Origin of the sequence: Arthrobacter livingstonensis, assembly GCF_003219815.1 — a bacterium.
Lineage (GTDB): Bacteria > Actinomycetota > Actinomycetes > Actinomycetales > Micrococcaceae > Specibacter > Specibacter livingstonensis.
Genome location: NZ_QJVD01000048.1, coordinates 1 through 15,056, shown reverse-complemented (window position 1 = coordinate 15,056; position 15,056 = coordinate 1). Strand labels below are relative to the sequence as shown.

Sequence of the window (15,056 nt, the reverse complement as noted above, 5' to 3'; positions counted from 1 at the left end):
CTACTACGATGAAATAAGCGGCTCGTTACCCGATGAAGCTGCCAGAAAACTGGCGGCATAATTTCCGGGACGGTTCAGAATCGTCTCTGCCCACTGTTGAGTTGCATTCGTGGTGACGAGTCATGACTTCGCGGGTGCCAGCCATCGTCTGAGATCGCCGGCGTCGATGAAGTTGCCATCTTCTGTCTGTGCCAGAATGCTGCAGTCGTAGCGTTCAGCAGCCCATCTGGGTCCGTCCAATCCCATGGCGAATACGGTGGTTGCGAGTACGTCTGCTGTGGTCAGGTTGGCTGAAATGACCGAAACGCTTGAGAATCCGCGGGCGGGGCGTCCTGTGCGGCCATCGAGGATGTGTTCGCCGCGCTCATATGCGGCCGATGTAGCAACAGCCATATCGCGAAGCGCGAGCACAGCCATCATTTGTCGAGGTGACTCGGGAGATCGGAGACCCGCGTTCCAGGCCTTGCCGGGCTCGATGTTCCCGGCGGCGACAACGTCCCCTCCTGCGTTGAGACAGAAATTCTCCACACCGAACTCACGTAATCGCTGTGCCGCGCGTTGGGCCGCCCAGCCCTTGACGATGCCGTTGAGGTCCCATTCTCCAGAGGCGGAATGCAATGCAAACACGCCGCCGGAGACGGCCTCAAAACGTGATGCGAGTTCGTGTACCTCAGTGAACAACCCACCAACCGTCTCAAGGGTGAGCTCAGCGCGGTTAAGACGGCTGAGCTCACTATCCGGCCGGAATGGACTGAAGATGGCATCAGCCTCGTGCATTATTGCGAAGGCTTCGGATGCCGCCGCTTGACGGTCGCCGGCTTCACGGATGTCGATGGACATGGGGATGCCCATGACGGTGTCCAGAAACCGCATTATGGCAACTTGTCAATGGCCGACTGGACCGACTGCAGATAGCCGGTAGAGGTGTAGGTGCCGCCACTGACTGTGTTCACATTCGCCGACTGGGACGAGAGGACCTCCTGCCGGAGCGTAGGAGGAACCACCTGGGCGACTTGTTGGTCGTAGTTTCCAGAGTTAGGGACCTGTAGGACGGTGACGCCGGTAATCTTCTTTCCACTGAAGCTGACGGCCACCTGGACATTGCCGTAGGGGGTGTTCTCGGGGTCTCCGGTGATGTTCGTGACGGCAGTTGCGGCGCCGGAGCCTGTCGTCGTTTTTGCTGCACTGGGTGCCGTGGCGGGTTTTGCGGCTGGCACAGCGGCTCCTCCAATGGTGGCTGGCGCAGCGGCGCTTCCTTTGGTGGCTGGCGTATGGGGTGTTTGCGTGAGTGAGGCGGCGATGGCCGTTTGGGGTGCGGCCGAATACAGCCGCAGGCCGAACGTCGCTCCCATGACGGCGAAGATTCCCAGGAATAGGGCTGTGCCTCTCCATTTTCCGTTCATAGCCGGTGTCCTTCCTTATCCCATGCTCAATATTTCGCGGTGAATCAATCGTTTGGATATGCCCAGCGTCGACAGTGAGGCTTCTACGGTTACCCCCATGCCTTCCGGGCCGCAGATATAGACCTCGCGTTCACAGATGTCCTTGACCTGGTGTTTGAGTGCTCGTGGTCCCAGCGGATCGCGCCCCAGCTCGGCACGGCTTCCCACGACGGTGTGTAGCACCATGGGATGAATGGCCCGTAATTCCTCTACCAGGGCAAGCCGGTCATGGCTGGTGCTTCTGTAGACCATCACCACATTGCGTCCTTCAGTGACCAGGCTCTGCGCCAGGGCACAAATCGGACCGATCCCGGCACCGCCCGCCACCAACAACACCTTGTGCCGGTGGCTGGCCTCGGGGGTGAAATGGCCGAAGGGTCCTTCGGCGAAGACCGCTGTTCCACGCTTCAAATGACGCATCCGGGAAGTATGGTCGCCGAGTGAGCCGACAGTGATTCTCATCAAACCGTCCGAGGGCAAACTGGAGAGGGAGAAGGGATGCGCTGTGAGCATGTGGCCTACGGTGATGAAACGAAACATCATGAATTGGCCGGCGCGGACACCGAGCTCATCCAGGTGGGGGCCTTCCAGCCAGATGCTGTCGATCCCGTTGCCTTCATGTACCACCTGGTATACCTGCATTCGGTGTTTCCACGCGGAGGTGGCAGGGAGAATGAACCTCCAGGTCAGGACCGCGGAGGCGGTGGCGAAGTAGAGCACGATCCACACCGCACGATTGATCGGGTTGTTCACGAAGTGGACCCCTGCACTGAGTTCATGGAAAAACGTCAGAAATATTGCCACGTAGGCCGTGACATGAATCCAATACCAAGCCTCATAGGAAATCTTCCCGCGGGGAATCCGGGCACTACTGATGCCAATCGCGAAAAACAACAGCGTGCCAATCAATGCGGTGAGCATGTCCGGGTACGAGGTCAGCACCGTTGCCGTTGCTGACCACGGGGTGCTGGAGGTGAGCAGCTGAACACCGAGGATCATCAAAAGCACATGGCTGATGATCAGGAAAAGAACGGTGCTGCCAAGTGTTCGATGCCAGCTGACCAAACGATCCATTCCGACGGCGTGTTCGAACCAGGGAACACGCGCGATCAGCAGAACCTGTGCGCAGACAAGAAATGCGCCGACCATTCCGCTGAGCTCACCCAGAGAGGTCGCCGTTGCCGCCGGGGTGAACGCCAGCGAAGTCGGAGTGTCGATCCACCACGCACCAAGCACACCCACAACGCCGGCAACAATCAGCGCCCGCAGCAACCGCCCGGACCGGGCGGGCGAGCGTCTTCCCGTGACGGGAGTGTGAGCGGTCAGTGTTGCCATATCACTGACGTTACGCACCCGATCTTAGAAGATTCTTAGTCGACCTCGCCCCACCCCTGCCTGCTCATCTGGTTGCTGTGGTCCTGGTCGTGGACCGGTGCCGCTGACTCGGATCAAGGACGGCGCCTGGCCAAAACCTTCCTCCGGGAAGTCAGTCCGAGCAGTGTTCGTCACGGTCCCTGGAAAGTCAGGTAAAACTTGAGGTGGGGGCTACTATGGCCGCCCCTGGCTCCAACTCACGGAATGAAACCCCGGATCAGAGCCACGATTTTGCCACGGGCACGTCTCGAACGTGGGGACAAGGGACTCTCGGAAATTTCATACCAACGAGATCAGTTCAACGCCAAAAGAAGCGTCTTCCAGGGGAAGTCATTTCTACCTACGGGCATGGTTTCTGGCTTGGCACAGGTTGTCAAACATGACGTTGGCTGCAGGAAAAGGCCGTCGTGCTTGGGAGGCTTGCACAGCGGGGTGGTTTCGTTCCGGCTGGGCAGGCTGCCCCTGCCCTGGCGGCCTGGACGCCCGGGGCCAGCTTGTGTGTCAGCTACGCTCTAGGGCTGGATTCGCGTCGCTGTGGGGCAATGTAAACGAGTGCCGGGTAGGTGACTGCAGCCAAGGCCAGGTGCATGATTACCAGGGCAAGGACGGCCTCGGGCGGGGCGCCCCTGTAGAGGATCCAGAGATCCGGGGCCATCCCGCCCAGGGTCACCACCACGGTGAGCCAGGCAAAAAGACGTCGCGCCTGTGTCGAAAAAAGGGTGACTATCGGCCAGGACACGGCGGCGCAAACGACACCCGGCACCGTGAGTTTCGCGTAGTCCAGAAAACGGAAATGATCGTATCCTGCCGTCGCGGGGAAAATCGTGACGCCAATGGCCACGATGGCGGCACAGACGGCCAGGGAAGCGATGATGGCCACGACTGCGGCAATGAGGAACCTGCCCACAGCGGGTTGATGCCCGCCCCGGGGCAGGTTGAGACGGAAGTAGTCCGAAGCCTTCCGGGCGGGAGTGGGACGTGGGGTCGAGGCGACGCGTTCCGGGCTTGGCCAGTCTGGCATGTGGCGAACTCCTTGGCGTAGTGGACGGCGACGGCATGGCCGATTTTGGCGGGGCGGGTAAATAGCCCTATATCTGGGAGCCTATACAGTCTTTCTTAGAGGATTCTTGGGCGCACCGCCCTCACCTTTGAGGAAGTTTTTGGCGCCTATACTTCAGAGCATGTCGGATAAATGTTCTGTGCTGGTGGTGGAGGACGACGCGGCGCTGGCGTCCATGCTGACGGAACTCCTTGAAGGAGAGGGGTACGCGGTGGTGGCTGTCCATGACGGGCAACGCGCACTGCATGAAGGCTTGAGCAGGCGATTCGACGTGCTCCTTCTGGACCGTGGTCTGCCGGCCATTGAAGGCCTTGACGTTTTGGGACGGCTGCGGGCCAAGGGTGTCACGACACCGGCATTGATTCTCTCCGCGCTCAGTAACCCGGCCGACAGGGTCGAGGGCCTGGACCGGGGCGCCGAGGATTACTTGGGCAAACCGTTCGACATTGACGAACTGCTAGCCAGGCTGAGATCGTTGGTGCGTCGGCATACGGCAGTCTCAGACACGGTCAAGATTCCAGGAGGCGTGCTCGAGAGCACGAGCCGCACAGTCATGCTGGACGCAGGCCCCGTCGTCGTCCTTTCCGAGCGGGAATGCGAGTTGCTCTTGCACCTTGGCCGAAGCCCGAGACAAATTTTCGCCCGGGATGCACTGGTTCACCACGTATTCACCGAAGCCGACGACGACGGCATAGTGGATACCTATGTGCACTACCTGCGCAAGAAACTCGGGCGGGCTTGCGTTCAAACGGTGCGTGGCGTGGGGTATCGATTGGGACCCCTGCGTTGAACGCCCGGGACCAGACTGAACTCAAACATGCCGTGCTCTGGCTTGGCCTGCGATTCACGACTGTGATCATTGTTCTGTTCGTGGTGATGGGCGCTTTAGTTTACTCAATTGTCGCGGCCGGTACTCAGGCGTCCACCAGCAGCTCTCTGGCCAGTGCCACCCGTATCGATTCGCCCTCCGACGCGCCCTTGGGAGTGTTCGTCGCCATCAGCACGGGCGGCCAAGTGGTCCTTTCCCGTGACGTACCGCGCGGGCTGCCGGACACTGCTGCCATCGCACGGGTTGTAGCGAGCCTTCGGGAAGAACAGGGCAACGTCACGTTGGAAGGGAGGACGTACACAGTCCTTACGGCGTATCGAAACGGCAGGGTCATCCAGGCAGCGGTCGACCGCCACGAAAGCCAGGAAGAACTCAGCCGCCTGATGGTGGCCATGACGATAGCGGCCGTGGTCGCGGCCAGCATGGCGGCGGCCCTGTCTGTCTGGATGGCCCAGCGGGCCATGAAACCGATGGCCGAGAGTCTGGCCCTCCAACGCCGGTTCGTGGCTGACGCCAGCCACGAATTACGCACTCCGCTGACGCTGCTCAGCACACGGGTCCAGCTTTTGCGACGCAGGCTCGATGGCAGCGGGCCGACACCGGTCAACGACGATGTGAGGGAAGGGGTGGCCCAACTGGTGGCTGATGCCAAAATGCTCACTGGGATACTGGATGACTTGCTGCTGTCGGCGGATCCGCGTGAAACGGTTGACCACGGACCGGTTAACCTTGTCACGATTGCGGACAGGGCCACGGCGCTGGCCGAGCCGGCGGCCCAACAGAGAGCCGTCCAGTTGACACGTTCGGGTTCGAACGAAGCTGTGACCGTCCGAGGCTCGGAAGTGGCGCTCGGGCGTGTCTTTACAGCGCTGATTGCCAATGCCCTCGACCATGCCGAGACGAACGTGCAGGTCCAAGTCGGTGTTCACGGAAAAGATGCCGTCATCCGCATTATCGACGACGGCACCGGATTCGCCCCCGGTTCGCAAGCGCGTGCCTTTGACCGCTTCGCATCTGCCCGCCCGCTCACTGGCAACCCCGTCACAGCACGCCACTACGGACTCGGACTGGCACTGGTGGCGGAGATCGTAGCGCTGCACAACGGCAAAGTCGTGGTTGAACCCGGCATGGCCCCAAAAGGGGCAATCGTTAAGGTTCTATTACCGCTCGTGCAAGCCTGAATAATTTCGATTTAGTGGACCCTTCGCCATGGCTTTTCGGGGTGAAAAATGAAATATCCGACGCTAGTGCGCTATTTCTCTTGCAGGGGGCCACCCGCCTGCAATCCTTCTGGTTCGCAGCCAAGGGTCGACCTTCGGAAGCACCGTGTATCGCCAGGGTCTACAGAGGCTACCCTGACGCGTACACGGCAAGGGTTACACCTTGAGCAGTGTGTTTCCGCAGTTCAGTTGTGCAGGGGCTTCTCTCCGCGGTGGGGAAGGAAAATTGTCATTTTCTCTAATGGATATTGGCTGGCCCGATGACGGGGCGTTCGTGCCAACGGTGCTCCATGATACATTCCTGGCCTCGCCGAAGAATTCGTGCCTGCCACCGAGACCAAGTGCCCTGGCTTTCTGCCATCCGTTCCCGAGCTCTTCGGCGCAACGAGATGGTGCAGTTGACGCATACGCCGGCCTCGGGCCTGGCCCCTAGGCGGAGGACTTCTGCCTCGGAGAACTTTCGACCACAGCACCAACACAATTGTTGCCCGCCCTCGCGGCCCGGATCCTTGGTCGTCATGGGAGCATCATTGCATGTGGCCTGCGTGACCGGCCGAGCCACTGATTAACATGGCGTCTAAAACGCCGCCCGTCATGTTATCGGCTTCACCTCGCGAACAGCTGTCTCGTCCACGTTGCGAGCGGAATATTCGATGATCTTTGGTCGAAACCGTGGGTAGTTCTCTGTCACCGTCTTATCCTTGACAGATGGACGGAAGCGAGCTGAATTACCAGGACCGGCGTGCGTTGCTCAGCGAGAAAGTTATCGAACTAGGCGTCAATGAGCCTTCGTTGCGGGCTGGAGTGATGGCTCGCGGCGCAGGAGGCGCCGCCGGTGTGGCAGAGCCGTACAACGCGTTGTCTCGCCAAATTGCGGAAGCATCGTATCAGGTCACTGATGATCAAGTGAAGGCCGTGAGAATGGCAGCCGGGAGCGACAAGGCCGCATTTGAAATTGTCTTTGCCGCCAGCGTTGGCGCTGGCCTGGCGCGGTGGGACGCAGCGTTCCGCGCGATTGAGGGACTTGACGATGCGTCTGCGTGAGATCGAGCAAGGGGACCGGTTATCAAGTCGGTTACTCTTCAAATTGATTTCTCTGATGTCCCGAACCCGATTCCCAGACGCCGCGCGGGTCGCCCTTTATCACCGCGCTTTCGCCGGGCCGGTCCTCAATGCGTGGACGCAGCAAGTCATGCGTGGTCCGAGCGAATGGTCGGTCGGTGAGCGGGAATTGATGGCGGCGATGGTGGCCCGATTCAATTCGTGTCCGTTCTGCGTGGGCGCCCACAGCTCCGTCGCTGTCCACGGCCTCGGTGCCGAGGTTGTCGAAGCCGCGATGAGCGACTACCGGTCTGCCCCGATTTCCGATGAGCTACAAGCTGCCCTGACTTTCATTGAGAAGATGACACATGATCCTCAGGCGCTGGGGGTCGACGACGCGCAGGCAGCCACCATAGTTGGCGTCAGCACGAATCAACTACTCGATGCCGCAGCGGTCGCGACCATCTTCAACATCGTCACCCGCTACGCGAACGCCCTCGACTTCGAAATCCCGAGCCCGCACCATCTCGCGAAGTCAGCCAAAACACTCCTGAAACGCGGCTACAAATAGCAACCAGCAGCAAATCCACGTCCACTAATTCCGTTCATAAGCCGAAAGTGAACTGGGACGGCCCAGGTGGGTTACTTTAGCCCCACCTGGGTGACAGCGTACTCTGCCTGCGCCTGGGTGAACTGGCTCCCGCTGGGTGAGGTTAGCTGCTGGATAAGGCTGTCCCTCGAGAACCCTGGCCCGCCGGCGAGGTATCCCTTGGCTGCGGTGACGGCTTGGCCGTTCCAGTCCGCTCCGGAGTGGGCAATGGCGTACCGGGCCTGCGCCTGTGTGAACTGGCTCCCGCTAGGTGAGGTTAGCTGCGCGATGAGTCCGGCCTGTGAGAACCCTTGTCCGCTGGTGAGATATCCCTTGGCTGCGGTGACAGCTTGGGCGTTCCAGTCCGCGCTGGAGTGGGCGACGGCGTACTCGGCGTCGCGGAATTTTTCAAGTCGGTTGGTACCAATGGGAGTTAGGCGGTTAGTTTTTCGTCGGTTTCCTTGGGTTGGTTGATCCATGCCGGTCCGGGTAGGGCCAGGATTTTGGGGTCGTTGGTGTTGGTGAAGCGGTTGGGGTGTTTTGCCCTCGCTGCGGCGAGGGTTTCCGAGCGTTGTTTGGCGATGCCGTCGGCGAGGCCGTAGTGGACGTTGGCGGGTGTGTGGAAGCCGATCCCGGAGTGCTGGTGGTGATGGTTGTACCAGTCCACGAAGGCGCTGATGAAGGCCCTGGCATCAGCGAGGGACGCGAAGCGTTCGGGGAAAACAGGACCGTATTTCATGGTCTTGAAAAGGCTTTCACTGTAAGGGTTGTCGTTGCTCACCCGTGGTCGTGAATGCGATTGGGTGACCTCCAGATCAGATAGCAGTGCTGCCAGTGTCTTGGACGTCATGGATGTTCCGCGATCGGCATGCAGCACGTCAGGGATGCCGTGGATTCCGAACATTTCCTTCATCATCTCCACCGCCAACGCCCCGGACTCGGTGGCGTGCACATGCGCACCGACAATGAAGCGTGAGTAGATGTCCACGGCCATGTAACAGTCAAAGTACTTCCCCCTCACCGGCCCCGCCAATTTCGTAATATCCCAGGTGATCACCCGGCCTGGGGCAGTGGCTACGAGCTCGGGCACAGCCCGGGGCGGGTGTTTGGCCAGGCGTCGACGTTCCTTGACCTGGCTGTTCTCCTCCAAAACCCGGTAAAACGTTGACAACGAGGCCAGATAAACGCCGGCATCGAGCAGCTTCGTATGAACCTGCATCGGCGCCAGATCCACGAACTCGGGGGAATTCAACGCCGCCAGGATCTCGGCTCGCTCGGCAAGGGAGAGCTTGTTCGGCGGTGTTGGCGCCGGCTTGTCCCGGGGCGGTGCCGGCTTGCGGTAGACCGTGGTGCGCGAAACTCCGGCCAGGGCTGCTGCCTGCCGTGTAGGGACCTGTAGTTCACGCAGGCCCTGATAGGCGGCCATCAATTCTTCTTGGACGTCGGCTCGTCCGGTGACTCCTGTATGGCGTTCTCTAAGAACGCCGAGAGTTTTTCCATGATTCCCAAAGCTGCCTCGGATCGTTTCAGCCGGCTCTCACTCACCTCCAGCTGGCGGCGCAAACGCGCGATCTCGGCCTGGTCCTTGGAGAGCTTACCGATGCTCTGCCCGGGCTTCTTGCCTGCCAGCACGCCGGCGTCACGCAGGCGGCGCCATTCGGTCATCTGCGAGGAATACAACCCCTCACGGCGCAGGAACGCACCGCCGTCATTGTTCTGGCAGGCAGCCTCATACGAGACCAAAAATTCAAGCTTCTGCGCCGGGGTAAACGACCTTCGAGGGGTCGGTCCGCCGGCACGCGGTCCGGGACTGTTCATAGGACCATCTTGGCCTATGGCACTCAAAACTGGACTAGACATAATGATTAGATTCCTGGTTCTCGCCCCACGCGATCAAGCGGACTTGCTATGACCCGTTGGTACCGTTCCAGCCTGACACGTAGGGTCGGCCCGCGCGAAGCCGTCGCCCGCACTCGACGTGAGCTGCGCGATGAGTCCGTCCTGCGAGAAGCCCTGCCCGCTGGTGAGGTACCCCTCAGCAGCGGTGAGGGCTTGCAGTTGGGTGACCGTTCCGGCTGGCTTGGCCGGTCGCGCGGCTGGTGCGGCTGGCTTGGCCGGTGGCGCGGCCACTACAGACGTGGGGGACGCTTTAGGCGAAGCCGCCGATATAGACGGGCCTGCGGCTGGAGCTGGCGACGTCGACGAGCTGCTGCTGTAGACGTTTAAGAAGATGATGCCGAGAACTAACGCGATAACACCAAGAATGGCGCCGGTGAGGGCGCGGCTTCTTTTGCGTAGCAATCCGATCCCACCAAGGACTACGGCCACCACGCCGAGGCAGATCCCGAATCCTGACGCGTGCGGGATGAATGCGAAGATGATGCCGAGGATGCCGAGGACCAGCGCCAATGTTCCCAACCCGCCCTTGCGCTTTGCCTTCTTCTGTTTCATCTCAGGAGCTGCTGGCCCCTCGGGTGGCATCGGCGCGGGTAGCCCAACTGGGGGCGTGGATTTGGTCATCGGTGAGACCCCGAAACCATATTGATTGCGGCTTACTAATGGTAAGAAAAACTTTACCGCGCTCATACAACGGGTGGAAGAGACGCACACTTCCCATTTGGGAATCACACGCGCGCTTATCGGTGGTGCGCGTTCCGACTCACGGTACGAGTCTGGTATTGGGCGCTCAACTGACAATGAGCCAGGGCACCTTAGCGCCGGATACTGTACCAGTGCCCGTTGTGACCGCAATTTCATTAGGTGTAATACTGCGTGAGGTTCGAACATTCTGAGAAGCAACAACAACTGGCATATTCCATGATCGCAACATTCAGTGAGAGGTTGTTGCACGATCTGCGGACTCGGCGTCCGTCAAGCGTGTCCCAAATAAGTACTTGAAAGTGTCCCATAAGCCGGTCCACCACCGGACGAGCCAAGCGCTGACCTGCATGAAGATTTAGCAGCGCTCGGAGCGTCCGTTTGACCCCCGTTGCGATCGTGACCACATCCATTAAGCTGCCATAGCCTCTTAACCTCTGCATCCTTCCGGTTCGGATAGCCCGTAGAATCTCACAATGGATGAATTAGTCTCGGAGCCAGTTGTTGAGATCGCGCGGAAAACCCTGGGTCGGTCACTGTTGGCATTGTTGGGGGTGCAAGGGGCCGTCATCGCCGGTCTCGTGGTCCTGGACACGGTCAAAAAGCGGCATCGGAGCAAACGCAGGGGCTTCCCGCACCCCGGTATTTTCGAAAAGACCATCGCCGATACAAAGATCACCACGTACACCTTCGGTACCGACCTGTACCGGGACATGCTTCAGGAGATCAATGAGGCACAGTCAAGCATCCTGATCGAAACTTTCATCTGGAAGGATGACGAAACAGGTCGGGCCTTCAAGGACGCGGTCAACAAAGCGGCAGAACGCGGGGTAGACGTCTTTGTCATCTACGACGGTTTCGCGAACCTGGTCGTGCCATCGTCATTTTTCCAGTTTCACCCTGATGTCCACGTTTACCGTTTCCCCGTGATCCGCACTTCCATGTTCTCCAAGACTCTGCGCAGCACGGGGCTGGACCACCGCAAGCTCCTGGTCGTCGATGACAGGGCCGGGTTCGTGGGCGGCTACAACATCGGATCCCTGTATGCCACGGAGTGGCGGGACACCCACCTGCGACTGGTTGGGCCCTCCGTATGGGACCTGCGACAGGCCTTCGCGACAGTCTGGAATGAGAACGCGCCGGGCTCAAGGCAGGAAATACAGCACACGAATCCGCAGGTTTGGGAGCCCCGGGTCCGTGCGGTCAACAACCTCCCCGCGAATCTCGTTTACCCCATCCGCGGTGTCTACCTCGATGCCATCGCCCGCGCCCAAGACCACATCTACGTGACAATGGCCTACTTCATACCTGACCAGCAGATCCTCAAGGCCCTGCTCGCGGCGAGTCGACGAGGTGTTGATGTTCGCATCATCCTCCCCCAGGACTCAAACCATGTCCTCTCTGACTGGCTTTCCCGCGGCTTCTACAAGTCTTTACTCAAGGACGGCGTGACCATCCTGCTGTACCGCAATGCAATGATCCACACCAAGACGGCCACCATAGACGGCAGCTGGTCCACTGTAGGCAGCGCCAACATAGACAGGCTGAGCCTGACAGGGAACTACGAGATCAATCTGGAAATTCATGACGACGCCTTTGCAGCGGACATGGAGAAAATATTCGAGATAGACAGCATCAACTCCAAGATATTGACCATGGAGGAATGGGAGCACCGATCCCCGCTGGCCCGTTTCAGCGAAACAGTCCTAGTTCCCCTCCGCCCCCTGCTCTGATACCAGCCCAACCAGGCTGAATATCTAGCTCTAAACACGAACAATGGCTGGTGCAATCGGATGAGGTATTCCAGAAGCCCGCGTGGCCCACAACTTTGCTCAGACCCGCTACCTCACCCAAGAGCAGTGGCACATACCTCGGTTGGTAGCGGGTCTACGTTGTTGCGTTGTATTGGGCTGCCCCTGTCCCTCTCTTGAGAAAAATGGCACCTACACCCAAAAGCTGAGTGTGCCCAAGGGTGGTCCCTATCTATAGGTCAATAAGAAGATCAAAGCCTTGAACTCACCGCGGCGTACTTTCTGCTGCCGTTCAGTGCTGCGTACAGCGTCTGCCGCGAGACGCCCAGATCCCTGGCCACCGCAGCTTTGGGCACGCGCTGGGCAATACTCCCGTGCCAGCTGGATCTGTTCCGGTGCAATCTTAGGGACCCTGTCGTAGACACCGTTCCTCTTGGCAATGGCAATGCCCTCGGCCTGACGCTCGCGGATGGTCTTGCGCTCCAACTGCGCAATGGCAGCCAACACCGTGAGCATGAACTCCCCCTACGGCGTATCAGTGTTCAGGGCCGGGTTGTCGATGAACTCCAGTGCGATTCCCTTGGCTTTGAGGTGCTCAACGAGAGCAAGAAGGTCCGTCGTAACACCGGGCCAGACGATCCGGTGACTTCACCCGAACCGTATCCCCATCGCGGACGTAAATGAGCATTTCCTGGAGCTGCGCCCGATCGTTTGTGTTCTTGCCGCTGACCTTCTCGGAGAACAGCCGATCCACGGGGCCAAGTGCCTCGAGCTGCCGCGCATCGTTCTGGTCGGCGGCACTGACCCGTACGTAGCCAACCACCTGCCCGTTGTGTCCAGCCATCCCTATGATCCTCCATCAGTTATGTCTAACCATGGCCGCAGCAGACCCTGATGGACGCAACTTTTCGACAATCTGAATCTGTTCGCTCGGGTACACCCCGATGGACCTACGACAACGCCCCCGGTGCAACAAGTTTCCACTCGTCGGGTCCAGATTGGATGGGATGCCCCGAGCTGTCGTCTGGGTCTTGTTAGAAGCTAGCCAAGAGATGGCAGCCATTCCGCCGGGCAAGCTGAAATTGGTTCCGGACAGTCGTCGGAGGCAGGCCTCTGCAGGCTAGGTGGCGGCGGGGTTCTCAGTGTTGAATTTCGTCAGTTTGTGGGTCCCGTCGCAAAACGGTTTGATGGTTGATGCCCCGCAACGGCACAGAGCGATGGTCTTTCGCTGGCGGGGAATTTGCTCTCCTGTGCCGGTGACCAGTTCAAAGTCACCGCGAATGAGGAGCGGGCCGTTGGGGCACGCAACGATGGTGGGAGAAAGCTCGTTAGTTGCTTTCATCAGTCGTGCTGCTTTCCTAGAGTGTATGGGCGGGGTCGATTGGTTCAACGGGTCGCCGGAGGGAACTACCGCCTTCGTCCCACGCCGTCAGCATGTGCGTGCCCGTCAGCCCATCAAGGTAGAGGCACGCTTGGGCTCCGAAAATGATGTCAGGAAGCAGCTCGGGCTCGTCTTCGGCCAAAGAGCCGGCCAAGTCGCGGCCGGCGATCTGCTCGTGCACGGCGTCGGCCTCGACATGTTCGTCAAAGTACCAGGTGACTTTCTCGTCGTAGCCCAGACGCCGGAAACCATTGCCGTAGAACCTATTGGGAATAGACGATGTCATCTCGAACGCCGCCAGATGACCCACAATGGCGCCGCGCAGTCGGCGGTTAAGGCCGAACATTGACATCATATTAAAAGCCGCCAATGTCACAGCGGGGACGTGGTTGAGGTAAAACCCGTAGCGGTCCGATAGTGCCATCCCCCGCATAGTCCCGGCGAAAATGGTGGCATGGACGTGGTCAGGTCTCCCTCCGCCATACTCGTCGGCCTGGATCTCCACCAGTGCCGCTTTCGACCGGCCCCGCAAACGCGGGATCGCCCAGGAATGAGGATCGGCTTCCTTCAGCGTGTAAATGGACTTGTGAATGATGAACTCCACTGCCTGGGCGTTGGTGGCGTCCCGGGCAAGATAGCGTGAGAGACTCGGCCCGCTGTCCTCGGCAGTGAGGCGGAAAAGTTCCTTCGCCACCGCTTCGGCCTCCGGCCGGGGAAGATCCGGAGCGGGAATCCTCTCTCGCAGAGCGGCTTCGAAGACAGCTTCGATCCCCAGACGAGCCTGGATGACGTCCGGCTGCCATTCCCACCGCGGTTCCCAGTCGCCGACTTCGCCGTAATGGAGCCCGTAGAGAATGGTCAGGACCAGCTGCAGGTCCTCATCGACGAGGATGTCCTTCGTCTCGTTCACGGCCTTTTCAACCGCCGCCAGGAACGCTGCAGGTTGGGTAGGGTTCGTTTCCGGTGCGTCTTCGAGTGCTTCAAGGAGGGCGGCACTGGCGGGTCCGCGGGTTTCCAAGGGTGCGGGGTTAGTCATGTTGGTCCTCCAGAGAGCGAATTTGTTGATTGAATGGTCGGTGTATATAAGCGGGACGCGTCAACTCCGTCCTCATGAGCTGCTCTAAGCGCCCAAGTCCGCCTGTGGCGAAGGCTTGCCGCTGGCGCTCGGCTCCTGAACCCCGCGCCATCGTGTCCCGTAGTAGGGTTTCAACGTCGTCAAGATCTCCGCTGGCCATCAGGCCCTGTCGGGTCTCCTCCAACAGGGCCTGTACTGCTTCGGAGGCGGGCACCAGGTTTCCGGTCAAAGAATGGACCAGAGACCCAGTAAGCCCGTCCCGGGCCGCATGCCAAAGCGCGGCGTCCAGCAATTCCGGCTGCGGTTGCTCTCGTAAAGAGGGAGCAAGCAGCGTGGTAGAAACAAGACTGCGGCACAACGCCGCGAACAGGATGGTAGTACCGAGGTCCAATTGGGCATCCGCGACCCTGAATTCTAGCGTTGGCTGCCGCTCGGAGAGGCGCGCATACCAAGCAAGAGTGCCAGGATCAGAGGTGGCACCTATCCCCGACAATGCACGCACGCGTCGAGCATAGTCATGGTCATCCATAAACGGTGGAGGGCACCCAGCCGTCGTCCAGCGGCGGCTATGGATCGCCCGCCAGCTCGCATAGCCGGTGTCACGACCTTCCCAAAAAGGGGCTCTTCGCGTTTCGTGGTGAATACCAGCCCGCTGAGATGAATTCATGCCACCGTCCGGGCGGCACTTCTTAGCAG

At 59.8% G+C, this 15,056-nt stretch carries 17 protein-coding genes; 5 read left to right on the top strand and 12 right to left on the bottom strand.

Annotation, left to right across the window (positions count from 1 at the left end; all coding sequences use genetic code 11):
- Positions 1–120: 120 nt before the first annotated feature.
- From CVV68_RS21780 to CVV68_RS21765, 4 genes are all read right to left on the bottom strand, one after another.
- The gene (locus CVV68_RS21780) at positions 121–840 is read right to left on the bottom strand and encodes an FAD:protein FMN transferase (RefSeq protein ID WP_211320960.1); all 720 of its coding nucleotides are present in this window, start codon (positions 838–840) and stop codon (positions 121–123) included.
- Between the two features lie 32 nt (positions 841–872).
- A complete protein-coding gene (locus CVV68_RS21775; protein WP_110503084.1) occupies positions 873–1,403 on the bottom strand; it encodes an FMN-binding protein in 531 nt (176 codons plus the stop codon).
- A gap of 15 nt (positions 1,404–1,418) precedes the next feature.
- A complete protein-coding gene (locus tag CVV68_RS21770; RefSeq protein ID WP_110503083.1) occupies positions 1,419–2,777 on the bottom strand; it encodes a ferredoxin reductase family protein in 1,359 nt (452 codons plus the stop codon).
- 544 nt (positions 2,778–3,321) lie between these two features.
- Positions 3,322–3,837, bottom strand: coding sequence for a DUF6069 family protein (locus CVV68_RS21765; protein ID WP_110503082.1), 516 nt, complete (start codon positions 3,835–3,837; stop codon positions 3,322–3,324).
- Between the two features lie 160 nt (positions 3,838–3,997).
- On the opposite strand from CVV68_RS21765, the gene CVV68_RS21760 reads away from it, so the two are divergent.
- From CVV68_RS21760 to CVV68_RS21740, 4 genes are all read left to right on the top strand, one after another.
- On the top strand, positions 3,998–4,666 hold the full coding sequence (locus CVV68_RS21760) for a response regulator transcription factor (RefSeq protein ID WP_211320959.1): 669 nt from the start codon (positions 3,998–4,000) through the stop codon (positions 4,664–4,666).
- A complete protein-coding gene (locus CVV68_RS21755) occupies positions 4,663–5,886 on the top strand; it encodes a sensor histidine kinase (RefSeq protein ID WP_110503081.1) in 1,224 nt (407 codons plus the stop codon). Before CVV68_RS21760 ends, CVV68_RS21755 begins: the two co-directional genes overlap by 4 nt.
- A 747-nt stretch (positions 5,887–6,633) precedes the next feature.
- A complete protein-coding gene (locus CVV68_RS21745; RefSeq protein ID WP_110503079.1) occupies positions 6,634–6,969 on the top strand; it encodes a hypothetical protein in 336 nt (111 codons plus the stop codon).
- A complete protein-coding gene (locus CVV68_RS21740) occupies positions 6,956–7,537 on the top strand; it encodes a carboxymuconolactone decarboxylase family protein (protein ID WP_110503078.1) in 582 nt (193 codons plus the stop codon). The genes CVV68_RS21745 and CVV68_RS21740 overlap by 14 nt, the downstream gene beginning before the upstream one ends.
- Before the next feature lie 71 nt (positions 7,538–7,608).
- Here CVV68_RS21740 and CVV68_RS21735 read toward each other — a convergent pair whose 3' ends face one another.
- The 3 genes from CVV68_RS21735 to CVV68_RS23675 all read right to left on the bottom strand — a co-directional run bounded on the left by CVV68_RS21735 (position 7,609) and on the right by CVV68_RS23675 (position 10,006).
- A complete protein-coding gene (locus tag CVV68_RS21735) occupies positions 7,609–8,034 on the bottom strand; it encodes an Ltp family lipoprotein (protein WP_110503086.1) in 426 nt (141 codons plus the stop codon).
- Positions 7,989–9,373, bottom strand: a protein-coding gene (locus CVV68_RS21730) for an IS3 family transposase (protein WP_110503077.1) whose coding sequence is annotated in 2 segments (ribosomal slippage) — positions 7,989–9,055 and positions 9,055–9,373 — 1,386 coding nt in all. Because the reading frame shifts where the segments join, the coding sequence is not laid out codon by codon here. The genes CVV68_RS21735 and CVV68_RS21730 overlap by 46 nt, the downstream gene beginning before the upstream one ends.
- Before the next feature lie 75 nt (positions 9,374–9,448).
- Positions 9,449–10,006, bottom strand: coding sequence for an Ltp family lipoprotein (locus CVV68_RS23675; RefSeq protein WP_170133306.1), 558 nt, complete (start codon positions 10,004–10,006; stop codon positions 9,449–9,451).
- 623 nt (positions 10,007–10,629) lie between these two features.
- Between CVV68_RS23675 and CVV68_RS21720 the strand changes: the two genes are divergently transcribed.
- Positions 10,630–11,886: a phospholipase D-like domain-containing protein gene (locus CVV68_RS21720; protein WP_110503075.1), complete on the top strand. Its 1,257-nt coding sequence runs from the start codon at positions 10,630–10,632 to the stop codon at positions 11,884–11,886.
- A gap of 246 nt (positions 11,887–12,132) precedes the next feature.
- Here CVV68_RS21720 and CVV68_RS24715 read toward each other — a convergent pair whose 3' ends face one another.
- The 5 genes from CVV68_RS24715 to CVV68_RS25005 form a co-directional block, all read right to left on the bottom strand.
- Positions 12,133–12,420 (bottom strand): recombinase family protein, encoded by a 288-nt coding sequence (locus CVV68_RS24715; protein ID WP_281268325.1) that lies wholly within the window; start codon positions 12,418–12,420, stop codon positions 12,133–12,135.
- A 79-nt stretch (positions 12,421–12,499) separates the two neighbouring features.
- Positions 12,500–12,748 carry a recombinase family protein gene (locus tag CVV68_RS24710; protein WP_281268324.1) on the bottom strand — a complete coding sequence of 83 codons (249 nt, stop codon included), beginning with the start codon at positions 12,746–12,748 and terminating at the stop codon, positions 12,500–12,502.
- A gap of 276 nt (positions 12,749–13,024) precedes the next feature.
- Entirely contained in the window at positions 13,025–13,246 is a 222-nt protein-coding gene (locus CVV68_RS21710; protein WP_110503074.1) for a CDGSH iron-sulfur domain-containing protein, read from the bottom strand.
- 16 nt (positions 13,247–13,262) lie between these two features.
- Complete coding sequence (locus CVV68_RS21705) at positions 13,263–14,321, bottom strand: iron-containing redox enzyme family protein (RefSeq protein WP_110503073.1); 1,059 nt, start codon at positions 14,319–14,321, stop codon at positions 13,263–13,265.
- Positions 14,314–15,027, bottom strand: a complete 714-nt coding sequence (locus CVV68_RS25005) for a carboxylate-amine ligase (protein ID WP_146238994.1) — start codon at positions 15,025–15,027, stop codon at positions 14,314–14,316. Before CVV68_RS25005 ends, CVV68_RS21705 begins: the two co-directional genes overlap by 8 nt.
- Positions 15,028–15,056: the final 29 nt, after the last annotated feature.